General features: G+C 69.1%; 26 protein-coding genes. 15 read left to right on the forward strand and 11 right to left on the reverse strand.

Annotated features, from left to right (window positions below; genetic code table 11):
- Positions 1-100: 100 nt before the first annotated feature.
- From mnmG to ACSQ2H_RS00500, 4 genes are read left to right on the forward strand one after another with little or no spacing between them, the layout of a single operon-like run.
- Positions 101-1,951, forward strand: coding sequence for a tRNA uridine-5-carboxymethylaminomethyl(34) synthesis enzyme MnmG (gene mnmG / locus ACSQ2H_RS00485; protein WP_436059530.1), 1,851 nt, complete (start codon positions 101-103; stop codon positions 1,949-1,951).
- Positions 1,952-1,955: 4 nt separating this feature from the next.
- Positions 1,956-2,591, forward strand: a complete 636-nt coding sequence (rsmG, locus tag ACSQ2H_RS00490; protein WP_436059531.1) for a 16S rRNA (guanine(527)-N(7))-methyltransferase RsmG — start codon at positions 1,956-1,958, stop codon at positions 2,589-2,591.
- A 7-nt stretch (positions 2,592-2,598) separates the two neighbouring features.
- Complete coding sequence (locus tag ACSQ2H_RS00495) at positions 2,599-3,390, forward strand: ParA family protein (RefSeq protein ID WP_436063519.1); 792 nt, start codon at positions 2,599-2,601, stop codon at positions 3,388-3,390.
- 6 nt (positions 3,391-3,396) lie between these two features.
- Complete coding sequence (locus ACSQ2H_RS00500; RefSeq protein ID WP_436059532.1) at positions 3,397-4,284, forward strand: ParB/RepB/Spo0J family partition protein; 888 nt, start codon at positions 3,397-3,399, stop codon at positions 4,282-4,284.
- Between the two features lie 121 nt (positions 4,285-4,405).
- On the opposite strand, the gene holA is transcribed toward ACSQ2H_RS00500, so the two are convergent.
- From holA to ACSQ2H_RS00520, 4 genes are all read right to left on the reverse strand, one after another.
- Positions 4,406-5,458, reverse strand: a complete 1,053-nt coding sequence (gene holA, locus ACSQ2H_RS00505; protein WP_436059533.1) for a DNA polymerase III subunit delta — start codon at positions 5,456-5,458, stop codon at positions 4,406-4,408.
- A gap of 13 nt (positions 5,459-5,471) precedes the next feature.
- Positions 5,472-5,966 carry an LPS assembly lipoprotein LptE gene (gene lptE / locus ACSQ2H_RS00510; protein WP_436059534.1) on the reverse strand — a complete coding sequence of 165 codons (495 nt, stop codon included), beginning with the start codon at positions 5,964-5,966 and terminating at the stop codon, positions 5,472-5,474.
- Positions 5,967-5,971: 5 nt separating this feature from the next.
- Positions 5,972-8,557, reverse strand: coding sequence for a leucine--tRNA ligase (gene leuS, locus ACSQ2H_RS00515; RefSeq protein ID WP_436059535.1), 2,586 nt, complete (start codon positions 8,555-8,557; stop codon positions 5,972-5,974).
- A 116-nt stretch (positions 8,558-8,673) separates the two neighbouring features.
- Positions 8,674-9,183, reverse strand: a complete 510-nt coding sequence (locus ACSQ2H_RS00520; RefSeq protein WP_436059536.1) for a DUF3576 domain-containing protein — start codon at positions 9,181-9,183, stop codon at positions 8,674-8,676.
- Positions 9,184-9,467: 284 nt separating this feature from the next.
- Here ACSQ2H_RS00520 and ACSQ2H_RS00525 point away from each other — a divergent pair, with 284 nt between their 5' ends.
- Positions 9,468-9,839 (forward strand): NtrZ family periplasmic regulatory protein, encoded by a 372-nt coding sequence (locus tag ACSQ2H_RS00525; RefSeq protein WP_436059537.1) that lies wholly within the window; start codon positions 9,468-9,470, stop codon positions 9,837-9,839.
- Here ACSQ2H_RS00525 and ACSQ2H_RS00530 read toward each other — a convergent pair.
- Complete coding sequence (locus tag ACSQ2H_RS00530; RefSeq protein WP_436059538.1) at positions 9,829-10,419, reverse strand: thiamine phosphate synthase; 591 nt, start codon at positions 10,417-10,419, stop codon at positions 9,829-9,831. The genes ACSQ2H_RS00525 and ACSQ2H_RS00530 overlap by 11 nt on opposite strands.
- A gap of 19 nt (positions 10,420-10,438) precedes the next feature.
- Here ACSQ2H_RS00530 and ACSQ2H_RS00535 point away from each other — a divergent pair, with 19 nt between their 5' ends.
- Positions 10,439-11,092 (forward strand): YggS family pyridoxal phosphate-dependent enzyme, encoded by a 654-nt coding sequence (locus ACSQ2H_RS00535; protein WP_436059539.1) that lies wholly within the window; start codon positions 10,439-10,441, stop codon positions 11,090-11,092.
- Here the strand turns inward: ACSQ2H_RS00535 and ACSQ2H_RS00540 are convergent.
- On the reverse strand, positions 11,089-11,595 hold the full coding sequence (locus ACSQ2H_RS00540; RefSeq protein WP_436059540.1) for a L,D-transpeptidase family protein: 507 nt from the start codon (positions 11,593-11,595) through the stop codon (positions 11,089-11,091). The genes ACSQ2H_RS00535 and ACSQ2H_RS00540 overlap by 4 nt on opposite strands.
- Positions 11,596-11,653: 58 nt before the next feature.
- On the opposite strand from ACSQ2H_RS00540, the gene ACSQ2H_RS00545 reads away from it, so the two are divergent.
- Complete coding sequence (locus ACSQ2H_RS00545; protein WP_436063520.1) at positions 11,654-12,340, forward strand: response regulator transcription factor; 687 nt, start codon at positions 11,654-11,656, stop codon at positions 12,338-12,340.
- Between the two features lie 22 nt (positions 12,341-12,362).
- Positions 12,363-12,827: a hypothetical protein gene (locus ACSQ2H_RS00550; protein ID WP_436059541.1), complete on the forward strand. Its 465-nt coding sequence runs from the start codon at positions 12,363-12,365 to the stop codon at positions 12,825-12,827.
- Here ACSQ2H_RS00550 and ACSQ2H_RS00555 read toward each other — a convergent pair.
- From ACSQ2H_RS00555 to ACSQ2H_RS00565, 3 genes are all read right to left on the reverse strand, one after another.
- A complete protein-coding gene (locus tag ACSQ2H_RS00555; RefSeq protein WP_436059542.1) occupies positions 12,824-13,630 on the reverse strand; it encodes an exodeoxyribonuclease III in 807 nt (268 codons plus the stop codon). The two genes, ACSQ2H_RS00550 and ACSQ2H_RS00555, sit on opposite strands and share 4 nt — an antisense overlap.
- A gap of 214 nt (positions 13,631-13,844) precedes the next feature.
- On the reverse strand, positions 13,845-14,489 hold the full coding sequence (locus tag ACSQ2H_RS00560) for a LolA family protein (protein ID WP_436059543.1): 645 nt from the start codon (positions 14,487-14,489) through the stop codon (positions 13,845-13,847).
- A gap of 80 nt (positions 14,490-14,569) precedes the next feature.
- Positions 14,570-14,944: a hypothetical protein gene (locus ACSQ2H_RS00565; RefSeq protein WP_436059544.1), complete on the reverse strand. Its 375-nt coding sequence runs from the start codon at positions 14,942-14,944 to the stop codon at positions 14,570-14,572.
- A gap of 232 nt (positions 14,945-15,176) precedes the next feature.
- Between ACSQ2H_RS00565 and ACSQ2H_RS00570 the strand changes: the two genes are divergently transcribed.
- Positions 15,177-17,012, forward strand: coding sequence for a phosphoenolpyruvate carboxykinase (GTP) (locus tag ACSQ2H_RS00570; RefSeq protein WP_436059545.1), 1,836 nt, complete (start codon positions 15,177-15,179; stop codon positions 17,010-17,012).
- A gap of 148 nt (positions 17,013-17,160) precedes the next feature.
- Positions 17,161-18,303, forward strand: coding sequence for a serine hydrolase domain-containing protein (locus ACSQ2H_RS00575; protein ID WP_436059546.1), 1,143 nt, complete (start codon positions 17,161-17,163; stop codon positions 18,301-18,303).
- Positions 18,304-18,435: 132 nt separating this feature from the next.
- On the opposite strand, the gene ACSQ2H_RS00580 is transcribed toward ACSQ2H_RS00575, so the two are convergent.
- Positions 18,436-20,832, reverse strand: coding sequence for a DNA translocase FtsK 4TM domain-containing protein (locus ACSQ2H_RS00580; RefSeq protein WP_436059547.1), 2,397 nt, complete (start codon positions 20,830-20,832; stop codon positions 18,436-18,438).
- Between the two features lie 144 nt (positions 20,833-20,976).
- Here ACSQ2H_RS00580 and ACSQ2H_RS00585 point away from each other — a divergent pair, with 144 nt between their 5' ends.
- Positions 20,977-21,357 carry a hypothetical protein gene (locus ACSQ2H_RS00585; RefSeq protein WP_436059548.1) on the forward strand — a complete coding sequence of 127 codons (381 nt, stop codon included), beginning with the start codon at positions 20,977-20,979 and terminating at the stop codon, positions 21,355-21,357.
- Here the strand turns inward: ACSQ2H_RS00585 and ACSQ2H_RS00590 are convergent.
- The gene (locus ACSQ2H_RS00590; RefSeq protein ID WP_436059549.1) at positions 21,354-21,965 is read right to left on the reverse strand and encodes an alpha-ketoglutarate-dependent dioxygenase AlkB; all 612 of its coding nucleotides are present in this window, start codon (positions 21,963-21,965) and stop codon (positions 21,354-21,356) included. The genes ACSQ2H_RS00585 and ACSQ2H_RS00590 overlap by 4 nt on opposite strands.
- Positions 21,966-21,984: 19 nt before the next feature.
- Here ACSQ2H_RS00590 and ACSQ2H_RS00595 point away from each other — a divergent pair, with 19 nt between their 5' ends.
- The 4 genes from ACSQ2H_RS00595 (at position 21,985) to ACSQ2H_RS00610 (ending at position 26,310) form a co-directional block, all read left to right on the forward strand.
- Positions 21,985-22,497: a hypothetical protein gene (locus ACSQ2H_RS00595; protein WP_436059550.1), complete on the forward strand. Its 513-nt coding sequence runs from the start codon at positions 21,985-21,987 to the stop codon at positions 22,495-22,497.
- 177 nt (positions 22,498-22,674) lie between these two features.
- A complete protein-coding gene (gene dnaK, locus ACSQ2H_RS00600; RefSeq protein WP_436059551.1) occupies positions 22,675-24,579 on the forward strand; it encodes a molecular chaperone DnaK in 1,905 nt (634 codons plus the stop codon).
- Between the two features lie 164 nt (positions 24,580-24,743).
- On the forward strand, positions 24,744-25,895 hold the full coding sequence (dnaJ, locus tag ACSQ2H_RS00605; protein WP_436059552.1) for a molecular chaperone DnaJ: 1,152 nt from the start codon (positions 24,744-24,746) through the stop codon (positions 25,893-25,895).
- 40 nt (positions 25,896-25,935) lie between these two features.
- A complete protein-coding gene (locus tag ACSQ2H_RS00610) occupies positions 25,936-26,310 on the forward strand; it encodes a hypothetical protein (RefSeq protein WP_436059553.1) in 375 nt (124 codons plus the stop codon).
- The last annotated feature ends 34 nt before the right edge of the window (positions 26,311-26,344 follow it).

The raw sequence follows: 26,344 nt of genomic DNA on the forward strand, positions 1-26,344 counted from the left end.
GCCGGCCGACGGAATCCGGGGTGAAAAACCGCCCCTTGTTCGCTATATAGCTGCCCATAGCGCCCCCGGCCTTCCGGGGGCGTCTTCCGTGGAGGTCCGCTTGAGCGCCTGGGACGTCATCATCATCGGGGGAGGGCACGCCGGCTGCGAAGCCGCCGCGGCTTCCGCGCGCGTCGGCGCCAAGACCCTGCTGCTGACCCACAAGCTCGAGACCATCGGCGAGATGAGCTGCAACCCGGCCATCGGCGGCCTGGGCAAGGGCCACCTGGTCCGCGAGATCGACGCCCTCGACGGCCTGATGGGGCGCATGGCCGACCTGTCCGGCATCCAGTTCCGCATGCTCAACCGCTCCAAGGGCGCGGCGGTCCGCGGCCCGCGCAGCCAGATCGACCGCAAGCTCTATCGCCAGGCGATGCAGGCCGAGCTCGCTGCGACCCCGAACCTCACCGTCATGGCCGAGGCGGTCGAGGACCTGATCGTCGTGGACGGCGTCGTCCAGGGCGTGGTCGGCGCGACCGGGACCGAGTACCGCGCCGGCCGCGTGGTGCTGACCACCGGGACCTTCCTCAAGGGCCTGATCCATCAGGGCGAGACCCGCATCCCGGCCGGCCGGGTCGGCGACGCCCCGGCCATCGGGCTCTCGGACCGTCTCTACGCCTCAGGCCTGACCATGGGTCGCCTGAAGACCGGCACGCCGGCGCGGCTCGACGGATCGACCATCGCCTGGGACGGGCTGGAGATGCAGGCGGCCGACGACGAGCCGGTCCCGTTCTCGTTCCTGACCGACAAGATCACCGTGCCGCAGATCGCCTGCGGCGTGACCTACACCAACTCCCAGACCCACCAGATCATCGCCGACCGGCTGACCGAGTCGGCGGTCTATGGCGGCCGCATCAACGGCCGCGGGCCGCGCTATTGCCCGTCGATCGAGGACAAGGTCGTCCGCTTCGGCGACAAGGACAGCCACCAGATCTTCCTCGAGCCCGAGGGCCTGGACGACGACACCGTCTATCCGAATGGCATCTCTACCTCGGTCTCGACCGAGACGCAGGACCTGTTCCTGCGCACGATCCCAGGGCTCGAGAACGTCAAGGTCAGGCGCTACGGCTACGCGATCGAGTACGATTACGTCGATCCGCGCGAGCTCTATCCGACCCTGGAAGTGAAGAAGCTGCCGGGCCTCTATCTGGCCGGCCAGATCAACGGCACCACGGGCTACGAGGAGGCGGGGGCCCAGGGGCTGGTCGCCGGGCTCAACGCCGCCCGCGCCGCCTCGGGCCAGGACGCCGCCGCCTTCGGTCGCGACGAGGCCTATATCGGCGTTCTGATCGACGACCTGACCACACGCGGCGTCACCGAGCCCTATCGGATGTTCACGAGCCGCGCCGAGTTCCGGCTGACGCTGCGCGCCGACAACGCCGACCAGCGGCTGACCGAACGCGGTATGGCCTTGGGCGTGGTCGGTGTTTCACGTGAAACGTCATACCGCGCCAAGGCCGCCGAACTGACCCACGCGCGCGAGCGGGCAGGGCAGTTGACCCTGTCCCCGAACATGGCCCAGAAGGCCGGCCTGCCGGTGAAGGCCGACGGCGTCGTCCGCAACTTCGTACAGCTGCTGGCCTACCCGACGATCAGCTTCGACGACCTGGCCCGGATCTTCCCCGAGGCCGGTGCGTGGTCGGCCGACTGCCGCGAGCAGCTCGAGATCGACGCCGCCTACGCCGGCTACCTCGACCGGCAAGCTGCTGACGCCGCAGCGTTTCGCCGCGACGAGAACCTGCGCCTGCCGGCCGACCTCGACTATGCCGGCGTCGGCGGGCTCTCCAACGAGGTGCGCGAAAAGCTCACGACCGTCCGGCCGCTGACCCTCGGCCAGGCCGCGCGGATCGAGGGCGTGACCCCCGGCGCGCTGACCGCCCTGCTGGCCCATGTTCGCCGTCGCGCGGCCTGATCGCATGACCATGGATGTGAACGACGCGGCCAGCTTCGCCGCTGTAACAAACGCCGGCCCCCAGGCCATCGCCGACCTCGAGCGCTACCGGTCATACCTGGCCGAGTGGAACGAGAAGATGAACCTGATCGGGCCGGCCACGCTCGACACGTTCTGGTCGCGGCATGCGTGGGACTCGGCCCAGATCCTGCCCCTGGCGCCCGAGGCGCTGACCTGGGCCGATCTCGGCACCGGCGCAGGACTTCCGGGCATCGTGTTGGCGATCATGGAAAAAGACCGGCCAGGCTTTCACGTGCATCTGGTCGACAGCCTGACCAAACGCTGCCGCTTCCTGAACGAGGTGGTGAGCGGATTGCAGCTGCCGGCGACGGTTCACAATTCACGTGCGGAAGACTTGTCGCTGACTGTGGATATCGTGACGGCGCGGGCTTGCGCCCCACTGTCGCGACTGATGGGGTACGCCCAGCCCTACTTCAAGCGAGGCGCGCAGGCGCTGTTCCTGAAGGGGCAGGAGGTTGCGTCCGAACTCGAAGACGCGGCGAAGACCTGGGATTTCGAGGCGGACGTGTCGCCGAGCTTGAGCGACGCCAGAGGCCGGATCGTGCGTGTGAGGAGGCTCGGCCGTGGCCGGAAAAGCTAATCGAGGTCTGCGCGTCCTGGTGGTCGCCAACCAGAAGGGCGGGGTGGGCAAGACCACCACGGCCATCAACCTCGGCACCGCGCTCGCCGCCGTCGGCGAAAAGGTGCTGCTGATCGATTCCGACCCGCAGGGCAACGCCTCGACCGGGCTCGGGGTCGGCCGCGCCCAGCGCAAGGTCACGCTCTACGACGTGCTGATGGGCGAGCAGCCGATCTCGGCGGCGGTGGTCAACACCGTGCTGCCGGGCCTGGACCTCGTCGCCGCCGATCCCGATTTGTCGGGGGTCGAGCTGGAGCTGGGCCAACAGGCCCGCCGTTCGTTCAAGCTGCGCGACGCCCTGGATCCGATCCGCGCCGAGGGCGAGTACACCTACGTCCTGATCGACTGCCCGCCGTCGCTGAACCTGCTCACGGTCAACGCCATGGCCGCCTCCGACGCGGTGCTGGTGCCGCTGCAGTGCGAGTTCTTCGCCCTGGAAGGCCTGACGCAGCTGCTGCGCACGGTCGACCTGGTCCGCGGCAGCCTGAACCCGAACCTGGAGATCCAGGGCGTGGTGCTGACCATGTACGACCGCCGCAACAGCCTGTCGGAACAGGTCGCCCGCGACGTCCGCGGCCACTTTGGCGAGACGGTCTACAACACGGTGATCCCGCGCAACGTGCGGGTTTCCGAGGCCCCGAGCTATGGCAAGCCGGTGCTGGTCTATGATCTGAAGTGCTCGGGCTCGCAGGCCTATCTGAAACTGGCGCGTGAAGTGGTGCTGCGCGAGCGCAATCGCCGCGCGCAGGCGGCGGCCTAGGGGGACATGATGGTCGAGAAGCGTGGACTGGGCCGCGGCCTGTCGGCCCTGTTGGGCGATGTCGACGAAGCCAAGGTCGTGGCCGGCGCGCCTGCCGACGAGATCTCCGGCGTCCGGGAGATCCCGATCGAGCTGATCCATCGCAACGTGCACCAGCCGCGTTGGGTGTTCACCGAGGCCGAGGTCGACGAACTGGCCGGCTCGATCCGCGAGAAGGGCGTGCTGCAGCCGATCCTGGTGCGGCCGGCGCCGGGCTTGCCGGGCGAGTGGGAGATCGTCGCCGGCGAACGCCGCTGGCGCGCCAGCCAGAAGGCCGGGCTGCGTGTCATGCCGGTGCTGGTCCGCGAGCTGGACGACGTCCAGGTGCTCGAGATCGGCGTCATCGAGAACGTCCAGCGCGCCAACCTCAACCCGATCGAAGAGGGCGCGGCCTACCAGCAGCTGATCGAGAAGTTCGGCCGCACCCAGGAAGAAGTGGCCGAAAGCATCGGCAAGAGCCGAAGCCACGTGGCCAACACCCTGCGGCTGATGAACCTGCCGGAGCCGGTCCGCAACTTCGTGCTGGAGGGCAAGCTGTCGGCCGGCCACGCGCGGGCGATCCTCACGGCCGACGATCCGGTCGCACTGGCCGAGAAGATCATCGCCGGCGGATTGTCGGTCCGCGAGGCCGAGGCCCTCGCCCGCGGCGGCGCGCCGGCGGCCAGCCGGCCGAAGTCGGCCTCTCGGAAGCCCGCCAAGGACACCGACACCCAGGCGCTTGAGGTCGACCTCTCCGACGCGCTCGGTCTCGACGTCGAAGTGCTCGACAAGGGCGGTGTCGGCGAGCTGCGGATCAAGTACGCGACGCTCGAACAGCTCGACGAGCTCTGCCGGAAACTGACAGCGCGAGGCTGATCGCTAAGTCATTGATTTCAAAGGGTGCGATTTCAGAATTCGCGTCCTGGCGAAGCGGGCGTCCAGGAGTACGGCGCGCCGGCGCTCCCTGCGCGACAGCGACGGTTTCAAAGTTGGACTTTTAGAGGCCCAGCCGTCTCGCCCGGCCGGCGATGGTCAGGGCCAGGCGCTCGGCGATCAGGCTGTCGGGTGAGCCGGCGGTCTTGACCGCCTTGTCGGCGGCCAGCACCTCTGGCTGCAGCTTGTCGAGTTCGGCCAGCGACCAGCTGCGGGCCTGACGCAGGAACTCGCGTTCCTGCTTCCAGAACACGCCGGATGCCTTGGCCGCTTCCTGCAGGCCGGCGCCGTTCTTGGCGAGCGTCAGCGTGCGGCGCATCCGCCCGAGGTACATGCTGATCGCGCGGATCGCGGCGGCTCCGGCCTCGCCCTCGGCGGCGGCGCGTCGCAGACCGGCCTGAGCCTCGGCCAATTTGCCGCCGAACGCATCGGCCGCCGCGTCGGACAGCGAGGCCTCCGGCTCCACGCCCAGGAAGTCCTCCAGATCGCGCGGGGCGGCCGTGCGGCCGCTGCCGGGCTCCAGGTACAGGGCCAGCCGCTCGATCTCCTGGCGGGCGACGCCGCGCTCCTTCGGCAGCCGTCCAACGAACAGCTGCAGGGCTTGGGCGTCGAGGCCGACGCCGTCCTGAGAGAGCAGCTCGCGCACCAGGCGGGCGACGTCGCCGGGCTCGTCTTCGTAGCAAGGGATGGCGACGGCGTCGGACGCCTTCTCCGCAGCCTTGCGCAGGGCGGAGTCGCGGCCGAGGTTGCCGGCTTCGACGATGAAGAACGCGTCGGGGTTCAGCTTGCCTTCCGCGTGGGCGACCAGCGTTTCGGCCACCTGCTTGTCGAGCGCGGCCTTCTCGGTGGCGAACCGCAGGCGCACCAGCCGCCGGCCGCCCATCAGCGACTGCGCTGCCAGTTCGCCCTCCAGCCGGGCGCCGTCGGAATCCAGGTCGCCGTCGGTCAGCAGGGCGACGTCGAACGGGTCGTCGAGGTTGGGGACGATCTTGCGGGCCAGCTGCAGGCCGCGGTCGCGGACCACGCCGCTGTCGCGGCCATAGATCACGGCGACCCGGATCGGCGGTTCCGGCCGGGCCAGAAACCGTTCGATGTCAGGCCGCTTGGATAGGATCACGGCCTTGAAATCCTTACGATTTTCCCTGCGTCGCCAGCCAGGCGGCAAGCTCGAGCTGGATCAGTCGCGCGCACTCGGCGGCGGCCCGGTCCTGGGCGTCCTGCTGGGCGGTGATCGAGGCGTAGGGCTGGTCGGCGCTGTCATAGGTGACCTGGGCCCGGGTCGAGCCCTTCTTCACCGGCGAGCCGGAGGCGACCGACACCACGGTGTAGTTGGCGGTCAGAACGTACTCGTAGCGGGTGGCGACGTTGTCGACCCGCAGGCCGCGCGGGTAGCGGGTCTCCGACAGCGCCAGGTCCATCCGGTACTTCGGCGTTCCCTTGGCGTTGGCCAGGGCGTCGTCGAGGTGCTCGCGGATCAGCTGGCCGGTGCGGCCGGGCGGGGTGGACACCTGCACCGAGTGCAGCTGCGCCGTCACCGCCGGGTCGCCATAGAGCGGCGTGAACCCGCAGCCGGCCAGGGACAGGGCCCCGACCGAGATGAGGGCGAAAGCAACGACGCGGTTCATGCAGGTCATCCGGCCACGATGTTGACGATGCGGTCCTTCACGACGATCACCTTCTTGATCGCCAGGCCCTCAAGGCGCCGCGCGATCTCCGGATCGTCAAGCACGATCTTCTCAACATCGGCCGGTTCGAGGCCGGCGGCGACCGAAATCTCGCCCCGCCGCTTGCCGTTCACCTGCACCGGCAGGACCTTGACCGCGTCCTGGGTCAGGGCGGCGTCGAACGCCGGCCAAGGCGCGGCGACGACCATGCCTTCGCCGCCGATCCGCGCCCAGGCCTCTTCGGCCAGGTGCGGGGTGAAGGGTGAGATCAGCCGCGCGAACGCCGACAGCGCTTCCTGACGTGCGGCCAGCACCGGCGGGGTCGCTTTATCGGCGGGGAATTCCTTGAGTTTGTTGAGGAATTCGTACATCCGCGCGATGCCCGAATTGAACCGGAAGGTCTCCACCGCCTCAGTCACCGCCTTGATCGTGCGGTGCGTGAAGGCGCGCAGTTCGTCGGCCTTGGGGTCGGGCGAGGGCGCGGGCGCGGGGCCGGCAGGCTGGCTGTCGAACTCGTTCCAGACGCGGTTCACGAACCGCCAGGCGCCGTCGACGCCGGCGGCCGACCATTGGGTGTCGCGCTCGGGCGGGCTGTCGGACAGCACGAACAGGCGGGCGGCGTCGACGCCGTAGACCTCGAAGATCTCTTCCGGCGCGACGGTGTTGCGCTTGGACTTCGACATCTTCTCGATGTCGCCGATGACCACGTCTTCGCCGGTCTCCAGGCTGCGGGCGCGGCGCTTGCCGTCCTCGGCCAGGATCTCGACTTCCTTGGGCTCGACCCATTCGCCGCTCTGGGCGCGGCGATAGGTTTCGTGGGTGACCATCCCCTGGGTGAACAGGCCGGCGAACGGCTCGCGCACGCTCAGCATGCCCTCGTCGCCCAGGGCGCGGGTCACGAAGCGGGCGTACAGCAGGTGCAGCACCGCGTGCTCAATGCCGCCGACATACTGGTCGACGGGCAGCCAGTAGTCGGCCGCCGCCTTATTGATCGGCTCGGCCGCTTCGGTGTCGGTGAAGCGGGCGAAGTACCAGGAGCTGTCGACGAAGGTGTCCAGCGTGTCGGTTTCGCGCGTCGCCTCGCCGCCGCACTGCGGGCAGCTGGCGTTCTTCCAGGTCGGATGGCGGGCCAGGGCGTTGCCCGGCTTGGAGAAGTCCATGTCGTCAGGCAGCACGACCGGCAGCTGGTCCTTGGGCAGCGGGACCACACCGCATTTGGCGCAGTGGACGACCGGGATCGGGCAGCCCCAGCCGCGCTGGCGGGCCACGCCCCAGTCGCGCAGGCGGAACACGGTCGCGCCCTTGCCCTGGTTCTGGGCCTCGATCCGGCCGATCGCCGCAGCCTTGGCCGGTTCGATCTCCATGCCGTCCATGAAGTCGGAATGGAAGATGGTCCCTGGGCCGGTGTAGGCCTCGTCGCCGATGGCGAAGTTAGCGGGATCCTCACCGGGCGGCAGCACCACCGGCTTCACCGGCAGGCCGTACTTGCGGGCGAAGTCCAGGTCGCGCTGGTCGTGCGCCGGGCAGCCGAAGATCGCCCCGGTGCCGTAATCCATCAGGATGAAGTTCGCGATCCAGACCGGCAGACGCCAGGTCGGGTCGAACGGGTGGGCGACCGTCAGGCCGGTGTCGAAGCCGATCTTCTCGGCGGTCTCGATCTCGGCCTCCGACGCGCCGCCCTTGCGGCATTCGGCGATGAAGGCCGCGACCTTCGGGTCGGCGGCCAGCTGCTCGGCCAGCGGATGGTCCGGGGCGATGCCGACGAAGCCGGCGCCGTACAGGGTGTCGGGGCGGGTGGTGTAGACCTCCAGGCCGGCCTCGAAGCCCTTGGGCGCCTCGCCGGCCCAGCCGAAGCTGAACTTCAGGCCCTTGGAGCGGCCGATCCAGTTTTCCTGCATCAGCCGGACCTTGTCGGGCCAGCGGTCCAGGGTCTTCAGCCCCTCGATCAGTTCCTCGGCATAGTCGGTGATGCGCAGGAACCACTGGTTCAACTTACGCTTCTCGACCACCGCGCCCGAGCGCCAACCGCGGCCGTCGACCACCTGTTCGTTGGCCAGCACGGTCTGGTCGACCGGGTCCCAGTTGACGATGCTTTCCTTGCGGTAGACCAGGCCGCGCTTCCACAGGTCCAGGAACCAGTCCTGCTGCTTGCCGTAGTAGGCCGCGTCGCAAGTCGCGAATTCGCGCGACCAGTCGATCGACAGGCCCAGCTCCTTCAGCTCCGCCCGCATCTTGGCGATGTTGTCGTAGGTCCAGCCGCGCGGATCGACGCCGCGCTCCATGGCCGCGTTCTCGGCCGGCAGGCCGAAGGCGTCCCAGCCCATCGGGTGCAGCACGTTGAAGCCGCGGGCGCGCTTGTAGCGGGCCACGACGTCGCCCAGCGAATAGTTGCGCACATGGCCCATGTGCAGGCGCCCCGACGGATAGGGGAACATCTCCAGGGCGTAGTACTTCGGCACGCCCGGAGTCGGGGGACCGGCCTTGAACACGTCGGCGTCGGCCCAGGCCTTACGCCACTTCGGCTCGGTCTCTTTCGGATTGTAGCGGGCCATGGGGGGCGCTCTTCAGACTTCGATAGGTGACGGCCAGCGGCGGAAAGCGCTGGCCCTTGGGAGGGAGCGCATCCGAACCGGTTTCCACCCTTGCTGAATGCGCCCCGTAGCGGGCCTTAGCCGATGTTCGACAGCCGAAGCTGCCGCGCCTTGGTAAGGATCGCATTTTCCAGGTCGGTCTCGGTCTGGCCGGCCGACGGCGCGTCGGTCCAGTTCCCGGTCGCATCCTTGACCTGCTTGAAGACGGCCACGTTCAGGCCGTCGGCGCGCAGGCGCGAGTCCAGGATGTAGACGGTGCACTTGAAGCGCTCGTCCGGCTTTTCCGGGTTCACGTACCAGTCCGTGATCACCACGCCGCCATACGGGTCGGCCGAGGCCAGCGGCATGAAGGACAGGGTGTCCAGCGTCGCTCGCCACAGATAGCCGTTCACCCCGATCGCGGGCTGGTTCGCATTGGCCGGAGCGGACTTCTTGCCGCCGCCAAGGCCAAACATGTTGAAGCCGCCAGGCTCCTGGGTCTGGAAGGTCCGCGGACCGCCGCTCGAGCACGCGGCCAGCGCCGTGAGGCTCAGCACCAAGGCTCCGGTCGTCACGCCACGCATCAACTCACCGCGCACAAACGGCATATATCGGCTCCTAGTCGTTCTTCCGCGATCGGTTCGCGCCGCGGCGCCGCCCCCACGCAGCCGCGCCCTCTATAACAACGCCCGTGGAACCGCCAAACAGGAATCGCGTGTCCCAGCCGCCACAGGCGCCGACGATCTGCCTGCGGAGTGTGCAGAGGCCCCCGAGAGTCGGTTGACCTGACGTCGCCCAGGACTTTAATCGGCTCAACGGTCACGTCTCTAAGTGGCGTGTTCGGGGCTAAGGGGCCATATAGGTAGTCATGTCCAAGCGGTTGGTCATTTCGTTGATCGGCGCGGCGCTCCTCGCGAGCGGCGCTTCGGCGGCGCATGCCCAGACGGCCGCCGCGCCGGGCGCGAAGGGCAAGACCGCCGATTTCACCGTGCGCAGCGAAGCCTCCACGACCCCGCAAGGGAACAAGTCGCTGAAGTGGGATACGCGCAAGGGGCGCTGGGGGGTCACGCTCAACCTCGAACAACGGGGCGAGCGCGACACGCAGTGGAACGACGTCGAGGCGGGGGCCTACTTCCGCGTGACGCCGAGCCTTCGGGTCGGCGGCGCTGTCGCCCTCGGCGAAAAGGAAGCGCCGGCCTACAAGAAGACCGAGCCTCAGGAATCCGCGCCGCGCGTCCGGCTCGAGACCGCCTTCAAGTTCTAAGGGCCTCCACGGCCGCCAGACCGACCAGGCCCGCAGGCAGCAGCCGACGGGCTGTTTTGTCGTTGATCCCGCCTAGCGCATAGACCGGCCCGCCTGCGGCGCGGACCAGGCGCGCCAGCCGCAACGGCCCGATCGGCGGTCCGGCCGAGGGGCTGCTTGACGGAAAGATCGCCGACACCACCACCGCGTCGACGCCCGCCGCCAGTCCCTGCCGCGCCGCCGGGAGGCTGTGCGCCGCCGCGGTGACGATCCAGCCTGGGCGCCTCAGGCGCCGGGCGCGCGCCGCCATTCGTTCTGGCAGGTGGACGCCGTGGGCCCCGACCCGAGCGGCCAGGCCGGCGTCGGCGCCGATCAGCAACGTCAGGCCGCGCTCGGCCGCGATCTGCTTCAGCCGCCGCGCGCGCGCCTCGGCGTCCGGGGCGCCGAACGCGCGGTAGACGATCGCCGATCCGCGCGGCAGCCGGCGGGCGGCGGCCTCGATGTCGGGGGTGCGGGCCGGATCGGTGAAGAACAGCAGCGGCGGCAGCGGGGGGTTTCGCCCGGCCGCGCGGCGACCTATGGCTTGGGCCGCCCTCGTCACTGTCCAGAAGTTCGCCGCGATGACCGTTCCTCCCGCCCTCACCGACGTCCTAGCCCGGATCGCGCGCGCGGCGAAGGCGTCCGGCCGGGCGGCGGCCGACGTCACCCTGGTGGCGGTCTCCAAGCAGCAGCCCTGGGAGAGCGTGGCGCCGATCCTGGCGGCCGGCCAGTCGGTGTTCGGCGAGAACCGGGTGCAAGAAGCGATGGAGCGCTGGACCGGCCGCCAGGAGGCGCTCGAACTGCGGCTGATCGGGCCGCTGCAGTCGAACAAGGCCAAGGAGGCGGTGGCGTTCTTCGAGGTGATCGAGAGCCTCGACCGCGAGAAGCTGGCCCGCGCCCTGGCCGACGAAATCCAGAAGCAGGGCCGCACGCCGCGGCTCTACATCCAGGTCAACACCGGCGAGGAGCCGCAGAAGGCCGGCGTCGCGCCGGGCGAGGCCGACGCCTTCATCGCCGCCTGCCGCGCGACCTACGGCCTGCAGATCGAGGGCCTGATGTGCATTCCGCCGGCCGCCGAGCCGCCGGGCCCGCACTTCGCGCTGCTGGCCAAGATCGCGGCCCGCAACGGGGTGTCGAAGCTGTCCATGGGCATGAGCGACGACTTCGAGACCGCTATCCGCTTCGGCGCCACCAGCGTGCGGGTCGGTTCGGCGCTGTTCGGGGCCCGCGGCTAGGCCGGCTCGATCGCCACCGCGTCGCCGAGCTTGGCCAGCGACAGCAGTTCCAGCATGTCCTCGCGCGACAGCGCCACGCAGCCCTCGGTCGGCTCGTAACCGGGCCGGGCCAGGTGCATGAAGATCGCCGAGCCCAGCCCCGGGACCGGCGGGTCGTCGTTGTGCGCCAGGATGCAGATCAGGTCGTAGACGTCGTCCTCGCGCCACATCTGCTCGGCGCTGGCCGGATGCGGCAGCTTGACCGCGCGATTGTAGGCGGGATCACCCGGCGCGTCGCACCAGCCGTCGTCGCGCTCCAGCGCCTTGGTCGGCAGCCGCGTCTGTGGCGGCCCGCCCTTGTCGGGGCGGAACAGCACCCGGCGGATCGCCCAGGTCCCGAGCGGCGACTTGCCGTCGCCCTCGCGCTTGTCGGCGGCGGCGATCACCCCGCCTTTTCCCAGGGCGCAACGCGTCGTGCGGCCGTCCAGGCGGAAGCTTCCATCTGACAACGCCGTGAAGATCATGACTTAAGGGAACTCCCGCGGTTGGCTCTTTCGCACGATACGGTGCATGTTCGGCCTCATGGCTCAACGCAAGACCTTGCTCGTCGTCGACGACAACGAAGAACTCCGCGGCGCGATCGCCGAACAGCTCCAACTCTCCGAGGACTTCTCGGCCATCGAGGCGGCGACCGCCGGCGATGGGGTGAAGGCGGCGATCGAGAACCGACCCGACCTCATACTCTTGGACGTGGATCTGCCGGATATGAACGGCCGCGAGGCCTGCCGTCAGATGCGCGAGAAGGGCGTCGTCGCCCCGATCATCATGCTGACCGCGGCCGCCGCCGACGACGACCAGATCTCCGGCCTGGAAGCCGGCGCCAACGACTATGTGACCAAGCCCTTCAAGTTCCAGGTTTTGCTGGCCCGCATCCGCGCCCAGCTGCGCAGCGCCGAACAGTCCGAAGGCGCGGTGTTCCATCTCGGCGCCTACGAGTTCCGCCCCTCGGCGAAGATGCTGGTCGACGCCAACCAGAAGAAGATCCGGCTCACCGAGAAAGAGACCAACATCCTCAAGTACCTCTACCGCGCCGGCGAAAAGCCGGTCTCGCGCGAGGAGCTGCTGGCCGAGGTCTGGGGCTACAACGCCGGCGTCACCACCCACACCCTGGAAACCCACGTCTATCGCCTGCGCCAGAAGATCGAGCCCGATCCCGGCAACGCCCGCTTGCTGCTGACCGAGGCCGGCGGCTATCGGTTGGCTCCGTAAGGCAGCGTTTCGGGGGCGCGGCGTGGCGAAGAAGAAATGGACGATCGCACGCGCCTTTCCGCTGATGCTGATCGGCGCGGTGGTGGTGGGCGTGATCGTCCTGGCGGTCGGGTCCCATTTCCGCCGGGCGACGATCATCGAGCAATCCACCGCCAGCCTGCCGGCCGGGGCGCTGGAGGGCGAGCCGTGCGCGGTGCTGACCAAGGCCGAGTACGAGGCGCGCGGCGCCAAGGCCCAGCACGCCTTCATCACCAACGACATCCGCTATGAGCGCCGCTACGGCCACGCCGACTGCAGCATCGTCAAGGCCGGCGGGGCGGGGAACGACTTCGTCCCGGTCTGCCAGTTCAGCGGTCCGGCGCTGGTCGTGGTGACCACCGACAAAGGCGCCTTCTATTTCGCGCCCGGCGTCGGCCGGCCGGCGAGCGTCGCCACGCGCGACGGCGTGCCGACCTGCGTGATCCCGAAGGTTGCGCCGAAGTTCTAGACGGCGAAGTCGGCGCTGACCGGCGCGTGGTCGCTGGGCCGCACCCACTCGCGCACGTCGTCATGCACCCGCGAGGCGGCCTTGCCGGTGTGGAACGCCGCATCCTTCAGGCCGGGCGTCACCAGGATGTGGTCCAGCCGCAGCCCGCGGTTCGACTTGCGGAAGTCGGCGGCGCGGTAGCTCCACCACGAGAACAGCTTCTCGGGGTCGGGGATCGCCTCGCGCGGCAGGTCGATGAAGTCGAGGCTGGCTTTCAGCTTGGCGAAGGCCTCGAGCTCGATCGGCGTGTGGCTGACGATCTTCGACATCTGCTTGTGGCTCCAGACGTCGAATTCGCCCGGCGCGACGTTCAGGTCGCCGACGATGGCCAGCGGCGCTTTCGGATCGCGGCGCGACATCTCGGCGGTCAACTTCTCGAAGAAGTCGAGCTTGTGGTCGAACTTCGGATTGAGCTCGCGGTCGGGAATGTCGCCGCCGGCTGGGATGTAGAAGTTCTGGATCTCGACCCCGGCCACCTTGCCGCCGACGCAGCGGGCGTGCTTCTCGCGGCAGACGTCCAGCGGCGCGGCGTCCTCGATCGGCAGTCGCGAGGCGATGGCCACGCCGTGCCAGCCCTTCTGACCGGCGATCTTGATGTGCGGCAGGCCGACGGCCTCGAAGGCGGCGCGCGGAAACTCGCCTTCCTGGCACTTGATCTCCTGCATGCAGAGCACGTCGGGGGCCTGCTCGTCGACGAAGCGGGCCACTTGCTCGGCCCGCAGGCGCACGGAGTTGACGTTCCAGGTGGAGAGGCGAAGGCGCATGGGGCGATGTCTAAGGGGGTTCGGGCAAAAAGAAACGCCCGGGCACTGGAGAAGCCCGGGCGTAAAGTGTGTCTCTCATGCCGCCGCCGGGAGGGGATAGGGTCCGGCACGGAAAGGGGTCGCGATCGCGCAGCCCCAATAGTGTCATTAATGCCACTGACGACGAGAAAAAGTCAATCAAAAATCACGCGGCATATTGCCTGTTGTGAATGTGTCACATTTTGGAACGGCCGACGTTCTTCGGCCGCGGATCCTTCAGCACGAACAACGACGGCGCCAGGCCGCTGGTCTTGGTCAGGCTGGTCAGGCGAATGCGCGTGGACGCGCCTTGAGCGTCCGTGACCGTCCAGCCGACCAGCGCCAGCGGATTGTCGGAGAAGGTGAGGGTGATCTGCCCCTCGGCCTGCTTCTTGCCGTCCCGCGCGGTGAGCGAAAAGCCGTCGGCCAGCCGCGCCACGCGGGTCACGTTGATCCCGCGATCGAGACGGATCTGCCGGGCCAGGAAGATCGACAGCGGCGTGGCCATCAGCGGATAGGCGTCGAAGGTCTTCAGCCGCGAGTCCGCGATCGAGACGTTGCCGCCGTCGGACACCACCAGCAGGCCGGAGGGCTTGTCGTATTCGAACCGGGCCTTGCCCGGGCGCTTCAGGTAGAGCGAGCCCTGGGTCATCGTCCCGCGGGCGTCGGTCTGCACGAACCGTCCCTTGGCCTCGGTCAAGCCCTCGAGATAGGCCGCGGCGCGGTCGACCAGCGCCTTGTCCGCAGCCGACAGCGGCGCGGCGGGCGCGCGCTGTGCGAGGGCGGGGAGGGGCAGGGCGGCTAGGCCCAGCGCCAGGGCGCGGCGGGTCAGTCGGGTCATGCGAGGGCGAACTCCGGTTTCGGCGACCTCTATACGGCGCCGTGGGCCTCAATAGGGCGCAAGAACGGCGAAGCTGGCGCTTAGTTGCGCGGCGCCGTTCGCCAGCCGGCGACGCACAGGCCCAGCATGATCACATTGCCGACGGCGTCGAGCAGCCCGACCAGCGTCAGCACCGGGGTCACCACATAGAACCAGTAGTTGAAGACGAAGAACGGCAGCAGCGCGACGCCATAGGCCAGGAACGTCGCCTTCGTGAACCGCGAGAACGCCGCGAACAGGCCGGCCAGGATCGCCTGCGCCCCGAAGCAACCGATGGCGAACAAGGCGATGAAGTCGTCCGAGCGGTACTGCGGGGTGATCGTCAGGGCCATGACGCTGGACGGCGAGACCAGGCACCAGCCCCCCAGCACGAAGAACACGCTGGCCAGCGCCCACTGGATCTGTCTGGAGCTCATCGTCGCCTCCCCCTGTTCGCTCGACCTGCACGGGCGCCGTCCCACGCGAACGTGAGCAAAAACTTACCCCGGATGGGCGGCGTTTCACCCCCTCAGGGGCGATTCCGCAGTGCAGCAAGCTTGTGCGCGTCAAAAATCGTACATATCACCGGGCCGTCGGCCGTCTGAGAGACCCCGCCAGAGGGCTTCCGCGGCTGGCATGACGCGTGGGTAACATAAGGGGCGCAGCCTGATGGGCTTGGCCATTCCGGGTCTCGACGAGGCCCCGACCAAACATGCCGGACTCCTGGCCTGGGTACGTGAAGTCGCTGAACTCACCCAGCCCGACCGGGTTCATTGGTGCGACGGCTCCGATGCGGAGTGGAACGCCCTGACCGCCGAACTGGTGAAGTCGGGCACCCTCCAGCCGCTCAACGCGGAAAAGCGGCCAAACAGCTTCTACGCCGCCTCCGATCCGCGCGACGTCGCCCGGGTCGAGAGCCGGACCTTCATCTGCTCGGAGGACCCGTCCGACGCCGGTCCGACCAACAACTGGCTCGACCCGCAGGAAATGCGGACCAAGCTGCAGGGCCTGTTCAAGGGCGCCATGCGCGGCCGCACCATGTACGTCGTGCCGTTCTGCATGGGCCCGCTCGGTTCGAAGATCTCCGCCCTGGGCGTCGAGATCACCGACAGCGCCTATGTCGCCATCTCGATGCGGGTCATGACCCGGATGGGCCAGGGCGCCCTCGACATGCTCGGCGACGACGGCTTCTTCGTGCCGGCCCTGCACACCGTCGGCGCGCCGCTGGAAGCAGGCCAGGCCGACGTGCCGTGGCCCTGCAACGAAGAGAAGTACATCGTCCACTTCCCCGAGAGCCGTGAGATCTGGTCCTACGGCTCGGGCTACGGCGGCAACGCTCTGCTCGGCAAGAAGTGCTACGCCTTGCGCATCGCCTCGGTGATGGCCCGCGACGAGGGTTGGCTGGCCGAGCACATGCTGATCCTCAAGCTGACCTCGCCGCAGGGCGCGGTGCGCTATGTCGCCGCCGCCTTCCCGAGCGCCTGCGGCAAGACCAACATGGCGATGCTGCAGCCGACGATCCCCGGCTGGAAGGCTGAGACCGTCGGCGACGACATCTGCTGGATGCGCTTCGGCGAAGACGGCCGCCTTTATGCGATCAATCCGGAGGCCGGCTTCTTCGGCGTCGCGCCGGGCACCGGCAACGCGACCAACAAGAACGCGGTCGACGCCCTGCACGCCAACACCGTCTTCACCAACGTGGCCCTGACCGCCGACGGCGACGTCTGGTGGGAAGGCCTGACCGACGAGCCGCCGGAAGGCCTCATCGACTGGAAGGGCCGCGCCTGGTCGCCCGAGATGGGCGAGCCCGCCGCGCACCCGAACGCGCGCTTCGCCGTGCCGGCCGACCAGTGCCCGGTGATCGCCGACGAGTGGGACGATCCGGCCGGCGTGCCGATCTCGGCCATCCTGTTCGGCGGCCGCCGCGCCAGCGCCGTGCCGCTGGTGACCGAGGCTTTCGACTGGGAGCACGGCGTGTTCCTGGCCGCCAACGTCGCCTCGGAAGGCACCGCTGCGGCTGAGAACAAGGTCGGCGAGCTGCGCCGCGACCCGTTCGCGATGCTGCCGTTCTGCGGCTACAACATGGGCGACTACTTCGGCCACTGGCTGAAGGTCGGCGCCAACGCCGACGCCGCCAAGCTGCCGCGCATCTACTTCGTCAACTGGTTCCGCAAGGGCGCCGACGGCAAGTTCCTGTGGCCGGGCTACGGCGAGAACGCCCGCGTGCTGAAGTGGATCTTCGGCCGCTTGGAAGGCGACGCCGCCGCCGTCGACACCCCGATCGGCCGCGTGCCGAGCAAGGAGTCGCTGGACCTCGACGGCGTGACCATCGCCGACGCAGCCCTCGAAACCCTGCTCTCGGTCGACGCCGAGGTCTGGGCCGAGGAAGCCGCGCTGATCCCCGAATTCTACAAGAAGTTCGGCGACCGGCTGCCGGCCGAGCTCTGGGACCAGCACGCCGCGCTCAGCCGCCGCCTCGGCGTCCAGGCGCAGGCCGCCGAATAGCGCCGGCGCTCAAGAAAGCTACGGATCAGGCCGGAGCGGTTCGCCGCTCCGGCCTTTTCTTTGCCTCAGGGCTGGAGGCTGACGCCACGACAGGCTTGCGCAGCAAGCTCCGCCGTCCATCTGATTTGGAAACCGGATGGAGCGCGCCATGACCCAAAGCCTCGACGCCAGCCTCGACGACGTCATCGACCGGGCGCTGGCCGATCGACGGATCGTCGGCACGGCGGTGCTGGTCGCCCGCGGCGGCGACCTCGTCTACGCCCGCGCCGCCGGCGATGCGGACCGCGAGCGCGGTCTGCCGATGACGCAGGACACCGTCTTCCGCCTGGCCTCGGTCACCAAGCCCATCGTCGCCGCCGCCGCCCTGGCGATGGCCGAGCGCGGCGAGCTGGCTCTCGACGCGCCGGTCAGCCGCTGGCTGCCGGACTTCCGGCCGAACGGTCCCGGGGGCGCGCCCGCCGAGATCGCCATCGGCCAGTTGCTCACCCACACCAGCGGGCTCAGTTACGGCTTCCTGCAGCCGGACGGCGGTCCGTACCTGGCGGCCGGGGTCTCCGACGGCCTCGACCTGCCCGACCGCAGCATGGCCGACAATCTCGCGCGGCTCCGCCAGATCGAGCTGTTCTTCCCGCCGGGCGCGGCCTGGAACTATTCGGTCAGCCTCGACGTACTGGGCGCGGCCATGGAGCAGGCGGCCGGCAAGCCGCTGCCGCAGCTGATCGACGAACTGATCCTGCGCCCACTGGGCATGGACGCCAGCGGCTTCTACGTCGCCAGCGCCGACCAACTCGCGACCCCTTATATCGACGGCCAACCGCCGCGCCCGATGCAGGAGCCGGACGTCTCGCCGTTCTTCGAGCTCTCGGGCATCCGCTACTCGCCGGCCCGCGCGACGCGGCCCGCGTCGTTCCCATCGGGCGGCGCCGGCATGGTCGGGACGGCCGGCGACGTCCTGAAGTTGCTCGAGGCCGTGCGCACCGGCGGCGGGCCGATCCTCTCGTCGGCCTCGGCCGCTGCGATGCTCAGCAACCAGATCGGCGAGCTGGTGGTCACCACCCACGGGCCCGGCTGGGGCTTCGGCTACGCCGGCGCGGTCTTGAAGGATCCGGCCGTCGCCGGCTCGCCGCTGCGCCAGGGCACGGTGCTGTGGGGCGGGGTCTACGGCCACTCCTGGCAGATCGTGCCGGATCGCGAGACCACGGTGGTGGCCCTGACCAACACCGCCATCGAGGGCATGAGCGGGGTGTTCCCCGGCGAGCTCGGCGCAGCGGTCGCGGCGGCGGTGGGCTAGAAGTTTTCCCAATTGCTCCCCCGCTGGGGGAGCTGTCAGCCGAATGGCTGACTGAGGGGGACAACTGACTCAGCAGGCCCCCTCCGTCGCGCTGCGCACGCCACCTCCCCCAGCGGGGGAGGAATTGGAGGCCTACGGAGCCGCGCCGACCAGCACCTCGCGCTTGCCGGCGTGGTTGGCGGGGCTGACCACGCCTTCGTTCTCCATCCGCTCGATCAGCGAGGCGGCGCGGTTGTAGCCGATCTGCAGCCGGCGCTGGACGTAGCTGGTCGAGGCCTTGCGGTCGCGGGTGACCACGGCCACGGCGCGGTCGTAGAGGTCGTCGCCGGAGCCGCCGCCCTCGTCGCCGAAGCCGCCGCCGTCCTCGCCGTCCTCTTCGCCGCCGGCGGTGATGTCTTCAAGGTACTGCGGCTCGCCCTGGGCGCGCAGGAACTTGGCCACCGCCTCGACCTCCTCGTCGGAGACGAACGGGCCGTGCAGGCGGGTGATGCGGCCGCCGCCGGCCATGTAGAGCATGTCACCCTGGCCCAGCAGCTGTTCGCCCCCCTGCTCGCCCAGGATGGTGCGGCTGTCGATCTTCGAGGTGACCTGGAAGGAGATCCGGGTCGGGAAGTTGGCCTTGATGGTGCCGGTGATGACGTCGACCGACGGGCGCTGCGTGGCCATGACCAGGTGGATGCCGGCGGCGCGGGCCATCTGCGCCAGGCGCTGCACTGCGCCTTCGACGTCCTTGCCGGCGACCAGCATCAGGTCGGCGACCTCGTCGATGACCACCACCAGGTAGGGCATCGGCTTGGGGTCGATCCGCTCGCTCTCGTAGATCGGCCGGCCGCTGTCGTCGAAGCCGGTCTGCACCGTGCGCTCGAAGTGCTCGCCCTTGGCGGCCGCCTCCTTGGCGCGCTCGTTGTACGAGGCGACGTTGCGCACCCCGATCTTCGACATCAGTCGGTAGCGGTCCTCCATCTCGCGGACGGTCCACTTCAGCGCGACGATGGCCTTCTTCGGGTCGGTGACGACCGGGGCCAGCAGGTGCGGGATGCCGTCATAGACGCTCAGTTCCAGCATCTTCGGGTCGATCATGATGAACCGGCACTGGTCCGGCGGCAGCCGGTACAGGATCGACAGGATCATCGCGTTGACGCCGACCGACTTGCCCGAGCCGGTGGTGCCGGCGATCAGCAGGTGGGGCATCTTCGACAGGTCGGCGATGTAGGGCTCGCCGCCGATGTTCTCGCCCAGCGCCATCGGCAGGGCCTGGGTCGAGCGCTCGTACTCGGCGCTGGCCAGCAGGTCGCGCAGATAGACGGTCTCGCGCCGCGCATTGGGCAGCTCGATGCCGATGGCGTTGCGGCCGGGCACGACGCTGACCCGGCAGGCGGCGACCGACATCGAGCGGGCGATGTCGTCGGCCAGGGCCACGACCCGCGCGGACTTCACGCCGGCCGCGGGCACCAGTTCGTAGAGGGTGACCACCGGACCCGGGCGGATCTGGTCGATCGTGCCGCGCACGCCGAACTCGGCCAGCACGCTTTCCAGCAGCTGGGCGTTCTGGCGAAGGGCGCCTTCGTCGAACATCGAGGCGCGCGGCTTGGGCTTGGCCAGCATGGCCAGCTCGGGCAGGGCGAAGCCGTTGGTCTTGACGAAGTCGAACGCGCCCTGGGCCTCGCGCTGCTCGCGGCCGGAGTCCTTGGGGGCCGGCTTCGGTTGCTTGATGGCCACCGGGCTGGCGACGGTGTCGTCGATCTCGTCGTCGTCCTGGGCGTAAGCGGCGGGTTCGACCGCGGGGGCGGCGGGAGCCTGGCGCTGCGCCGCAGCCGGCGCCGCCGGCTCTGCGGCCTTCGCGCGGCGCGCGGCCGGGGCGCGGGCGGGCTTGGCCGGCTGGGCGGGCTCCTCGCGCATCTGCTGCAGGGTCGCACGGACCCACTCGATGCTGGCGGTCAGCTCAGAGCGGCGCACGCCGATGGCGAAGCCGAGCCCGGCCGCCGCGCCGGCGAGCAGCAGCAGCGCGGCGATCAGCACGCCGCCGGGAATGTGGGCGTAGGCGAACAGGCCGGCGATGGCGTGCAACAGCCCGTCGCCCCAGAAGCCGCCGAGGCCCTTGGCTAGCGGCCAGGCGGCCGGGGCCGGCGGCGCGCTCAGCAGGCCGGCCAGCGCCATCACGCCGAGCAGGCCGATCGCGGCCCGCAGGCGCACCTTGCGGCGGGTCAGGTCCGGTTGCGGGGTGGTGGCGCGGCCGAGGCCGAACACCACCATCAACAGGGCGCCGACGCCGGCGGCCAGGCCCAGCGACTGGATGCCGACATCCGCGGCGGTCGCCCCGGGCGCGCCCAGGGCGTTGGTCGGCGACAGGGCCGAGGCGGCGTTCAGGCTCGGATCGGCGGCGTTGTAGGTCGCCAGGGCGATGATCAGGGCGAGGCCGGCCGCCGCGACGATGCCGCCGCGCAGCCGCGCCGTCGCCGGATGCGACCAGGCCAGACCGGCGATGTGCATCCCCAGCTCGACACCCGTCTTTCGCGCCGCCCGCGCCATTCCAAGCTCCTGATTTCAGTAACCCCCTGTTTGCCCGGACGAGGGTTAAGAGGCGTTTACCAAGCCCGGCCGTAAGCGCGGCCGTACCCGCAAAATCCCGTTTCCGTTTTGGCCAAGCCCATCTAGGTTCGCCGCATGTGGAGCATGCCTCGAAGCGTCCTGCGGTTCGTCGCCGTCATCCTCGGCCTCTGCGCCGTGGGCGGGTTCATTCTCGGCGTGCGCGGCGCTCCGGAACGCGCGAGGCTGCCCGGCGAGGCGGCTGGCGGCGGCGCGCCGATCCAGGCCAGCGACGCCCAGCCGCTCGAGGACCTGGTGCTGACCCCTTCCGAACTGGCCCCCGAGCCCAAGAAGGAAGAGGAAATGCCCGCCGAGCCGACCGAGCAGACGCCGCTTCCGGTCGAAAAGGCGCCCGAGCTCAAGGCCGCGCCGGCGCCGAAGGCCCCGACCACGCCGCCGCCCGAGGAAGATCGCGTCGGCGACCTGATCGACGGCCTCACGCCGCCGCCCGAGCAGCCGCCCTACTAGCTCGCCGCCGCCCGCCGCAGGGTCAGGTTGAACCGCCCGCCGCCCGGCACCAGCCGCGACGATCCCGGCAGGATGCGGTCGATCCCGTGGTGATAGAGCCGCGCCTCGCCGGCCAGCAGGCAGACGTCGCCTGACGACAGCCGCACGGAGGTCGTCGGATCGCCGCGCTTGAGGCCGCCGATGCGGAATACGGCCGTGTCGCCGAGCGACACCGAGAGCACCGGAAACCGGAAGTCGGCCTCGTCCTTGTCCTGGTGCAGGCCCATCTTCGCCTGCGCGTTATAAAAGTTGATCAGGCAGGCGTCGGGCGGAACCTCCGGGTCGGCGAGCTCGCGCCAGAGATCCGTCAGGATTGTGGGGATCGGCGGCCAGAACCTGCCGGTGGTCGGGTGCCGCGGCTCGTAACGATAGCCCCTGGCGTCGGTCGTCCAGCCGAGATCGCCGAAGCTGCTCATCGCCACGCTCATCGGCTTGCCGCTGGGCGTCGCCTGGTGGACCAGCGGCGCGTCGCCCAGGCCCGCGGTCACCGCGTCCAGCAGTTCGGCCTGGGCGGCGGGCGACAGCCGGCCGGGCAGCAGGCGAAATCCACTGGTCGTCGAAAGGCTCATTGGTGCTCATATAGGCGCAATGACGTCCCGCGCCGCCAGCGACCTGTGCATGCCGCCCCTGCGGGCGCGCCGGCTCACAGCCGGCGAGCACCACCTGTGCGCGCAGGTGTTCGGCGCAGGTCTCGACCCGGACCGTGTCAGAATTCTCAGCCTGCCGGTCTGGCCGCGACCTTTCGTCCCGTCGGCCGGACTGGTGGTGTGGCCGGCGGCTTCGGCCCTGGCCGACTTTTCGACCGCCCCGCTCTGGTTGCGCTCGGTCCTGGTGCACGAACTGGTGCACGTCTGGCAGGCGCAGCACGGGGTTTTCCTGCCCTTCGCCAAGCTCCGCGCCGGCGACGGCCGGGCCGCCTATGCATATGATTTGGCGGACGGCCGGTCATTTTCTCAACTCAACATCGAGCAGCAGGCGATGGTCGTCCAGCACGCCTATCTGGCCGCCGGCGGCGGCGCCGCGCCTTACGACAGCACAGCTTATGCAGGGATTTTAGAGGCTTGGCCCGAGCCGCTCGGGGGAAGACCCCGCACGATCTAGGGTCATTGCGCACTTGCGGCGGGTGCATGTGATCCCATATCGCGACTCGACGCTGGTTGCCCCATGGGTTAACCGGCCGAGCCCTTATTCGAACCGGGGATGCCGAGAAGAACCGGGGTGCTTCAAACGAAGGCCCTCAAACCGGCGTCCGCCATTCAGGAGCGAGCAAGACTCGATATGAGCAAGATCATCGGCATCGACCTGGGCACGACCAATTCGTGCGTGGCCATCATGGACGGCAAAGCGCCGAAAGTGATCGAGAACGCCGAGGGCGTGCGCACCACCCCGTCGGTCGTCGCCATTCTCGACGACGGCGAGCGCCTCGTCGGCCAGCCGGCCAAGCGCCAGGCTGTCACCAACCCGTCCAACACCCTGTTCGCCATCAAGCGTCTGATCGGTCGCCAGTACAACGATCCGCTGGTGGAGAAGGACAAGGGCATGGTGCCCTACGACATCGTCAAGGGTCCGAACGGCGACGCCTGGGTGAAGGCCCACGGCAAGGATTACTCGCCCCAGCAGATCTCGGCCTTCATCCTGCAGAAGATGAAGGAAGCCGCCGAGCAGCACCTCGGCGAGAAGGTCGAGAAGGCGGTCATCACCGTCCCGGCCTACTTCAACGACGCCCAGCGTCAGGCGACCAAGGACGCCGGCAAGATCGCCGGCCTGGAAGTCCTGCGCATCATCAACGAACCGACCGCCGCGGCGCTCGCCTACGGCCTCGAGAAGAACGACGGCAAGAAGATCGCCGTCTACGACCTCGGCGGCGGCACCTTCGACGTCTCGATCCTCGAGATCGGCGACGGCGTGTTCGAGGTGAAGGCCACCAACGGCGACACCTTCCTCGGTGGTGAAGACTTCGACATGCGTATCGTCGAGTACCTCGCCGACGAGTTCAAAAAGGAAACCGGCGTCGATCTGCGGAACGACAAGCTGGCCCTGCAGCGCCTGAAGGAAGAAGGCGAAAAGGCCAAGAAGGAACTGTCCTCGGTCACCCAGTACGAGGTCAACCTGCCCTTCATCTCGATGAACGCGTCGGGCCCGCTGCACCTGAACATCAAGCTGAGCCGCGCGAAGCTGGAAGCCCTGGTCGAAGACCTGGTCGCCCGCACCGTCGGCCCCTGCGAGCAGGCGCTGAAGGACGCCGGTCTGAAGAAGACCGACATCGACGAAGTGATCCTGGTCGGCGGCATGACCCGCATGCCCAAGGTCGTCGAGACCGTGAAGGAGTTCTTCGGTCGCGAGCCCCACAAGGGCGTGAACCCGGACGAAGTCGTCGCGCTCGGCGCGGCGGTGCAGGCCGGCGTTCTGCAGGGCGACGTCAAGGACGTGCTGCTGCTGGACGTGACCCCGCTGACCCTGGGCATCGAAACCCTGGGCGGCGTGTTCACCCCGCTGATCGAACGCAACACCACGATCCCGACCAAGCGCTCGCAGACCTTCTCGACCGCTGACGACAACCAGTCGGCCGTGACCATCCGCGTGTTCCAGGGTGAACGCCCGATGGCGCACGACAACAAGATGCTGGGTCAGTTCGACCTGGTCGGCATCCCGCCGGCCCCGCGTGGCGTGCCGCAGGTCGAGGTCACCTTCGACATCGACGCCAACGGCATCGTCAACGTGTCGGCGCGCGACAAGGCGACCAGCAAGGAGCAGTCGATCCGCATCCAGGCCAATGGCGGCCTCTCGGACGCGGACATCGACAACATGGTCAAGGAAGCCGAGGCCAACAAAGCCGACGACGAAAAGCGCAAGGCGGCCGTCGAGGCGAAGAACCAGGCCGAGGCGGTGGTGCACTCCACCGAGAAGGCCCTGGCCGAGCACGGCGATAAGATCCAGGGCGCCGACAAGGAAGCCATCGAAACCGCGCTGGCCGATGTGAAGTCGGAGCTGGAAGGCGACGACGCCGAGGCGATCGCGGCGAAGACCCAGACCCTCATCCAGGCTTCGATGAAGCTGGGCGAGGCGATGTATGCGGCCCAGCAAGGCGGTTCGGAAGAGCAGCCCGAGGGCGGCGCGGCGGCCGACGATGTGGTCGACGCCGAGTTCGAAGAAGTCTCCGACGACGACAAGAAGTCGGCGTGACGTTCCGCCCGATGGCGGTCATCCGCAAATTCTGCGAGACGACCGCCATCGGTTCGGGCGCCCCCAGTGGAAATCTCCGTCTGCTCCGGTTTGGAATAAGCCTTGCAGTCGGGCGGGGATCATCCCACCTCAATTCTCAGATCAATTTGAACCTCTGACATAGCATGCGGGATTATTACGAGATCCTCGGCGTGGAACGGAGCGCGGACGAAGCTGCGCTCAAGTCTTCGTTCCGTAAGCTCGCCATGGAACACCACCCCGACCGCAATGGCGGGTGCGAGGAAGCGGCCGGCCGGTTCAAGGAGATCAACGAGGCCTATTCGGTCCTCTCTGATCCCCAGAAGCGCGCGGCCTACGACCGGTTCGGCCATGCCGGCGTCAACGGCGCTGCGGGCGGCGGGGGCGGCGCCCAGTTCCACGACGTGAACGACATCTTCAACGAGGTGTTCGGCGACGTCTTCGGCGACATGTTCGGCGGCCGCGGCCGCCAGCGCTCGGGCCCGGCCCGCGGCCAGGACCTGCGTTACGATCTGGAGATCACGCTGGAGCAGGCCTACGCCGGCTCCGAGGTCGAGATCACCGTGCCGGCCTCGATCAACTGCGAGACTTGCGACGGCTCGGGCGCGCGTCCGGGCACCAGTCCGACTGTCTGCGGCGGTTGCGGCGGCGCGGGCCGCGTGCGCGCCAGCCAAGGCTTCTTCTCGATCGAGCGCGCCTGTCCGCGTTGCGGCGGCTCCGGCCGCCTGGTGCTCGACCCCTGCGAGGACTGCAGCGGCCACGGTCAGGTGCGCAAGCAGCGCACCCTGCAGGTCCGCATTCCGGCCGGCGTCGACGATGGCGCGCGCATTCGCCTCGCGGGCGAGGGCGACGCCGGGGCGCGCGGCGGGCCGCGCGGCGATCTCTACATCTTCCTGTCGGTGCGTCCGCACGACCTCTTCGACCGCGACGGCCTGGACCTGCTCTGCACGGTGCCGGTGCCGATGGCGGTGGCGGCGCTGGGCGGCGAGATCGAGGCCCCGTGCCTGATGGGCGGCGACAACTGCGACGGCGCATGCCGCATCGAGGTCAAGGTGCCGGAAGGCGCCCAGACCGGCCGCACCGTGCGGCTGAAGGGCAAGGGGATGCCGTCGCTGCGCTCGCGCGACCGCGGCGACCTGGTGGTCGAGCTGTTTGTCGAGACCCCGACCAAGCTCACTGCCCGCCAGAAGGAGCTGATGCGCGAGTTCGTCGAGATCTGCGGCGAGCAGCAGCATCCGAAGTCGGCCAACTTCATCGGCAAGGCCAAACAGTTCTGGGACGACGTCACCGGCGGCTGACCCCGTCGCGCTGGCGTCCCGCTCGGGCTATCAACGGCAGATGAGCGTCACAGTCGAAGCCATTGAGAAACGGGACGGCCGCCGCGAGCGCGCCGTCGCCAGCCGCGCGCGCATCCTCGAGGCGATGGTCGACCTGATCCAGGCCGGCGAGGTGCAACCCTCGGCCGAGGCCGTGGCGGTTCGCGCCGGGGTCGGGGTGCGCACGGTCTTCCGGCTGTTCAACGACGTCGAGGGCCTGCACCGCGGCCTGCAGCAGGTCATGGACGAGCGCCTGGCCCGATCTACGACGAGCCGATCCGCGGAACCCTGGCCGAGCGTCTCGACCAGCTGGTCGCGCGCCGCGCCGTGGTGTTCGAAAAGCTCGCCCGGCCCAAGGCCTTCGCCGACGCCAACCGTTCCCGCTCGCCCAGCCTGACCGCCGGCCACCAAGCCTTCGTCGCGCGGCAGCG

The organism is Phenylobacterium sp. LjRoot97, assembly GCF_964254345.1.
Classification (GTDB): domain Bacteria; phylum Pseudomonadota; class Alphaproteobacteria; order Caulobacterales; family Caulobacteraceae; genus Phenylobacterium.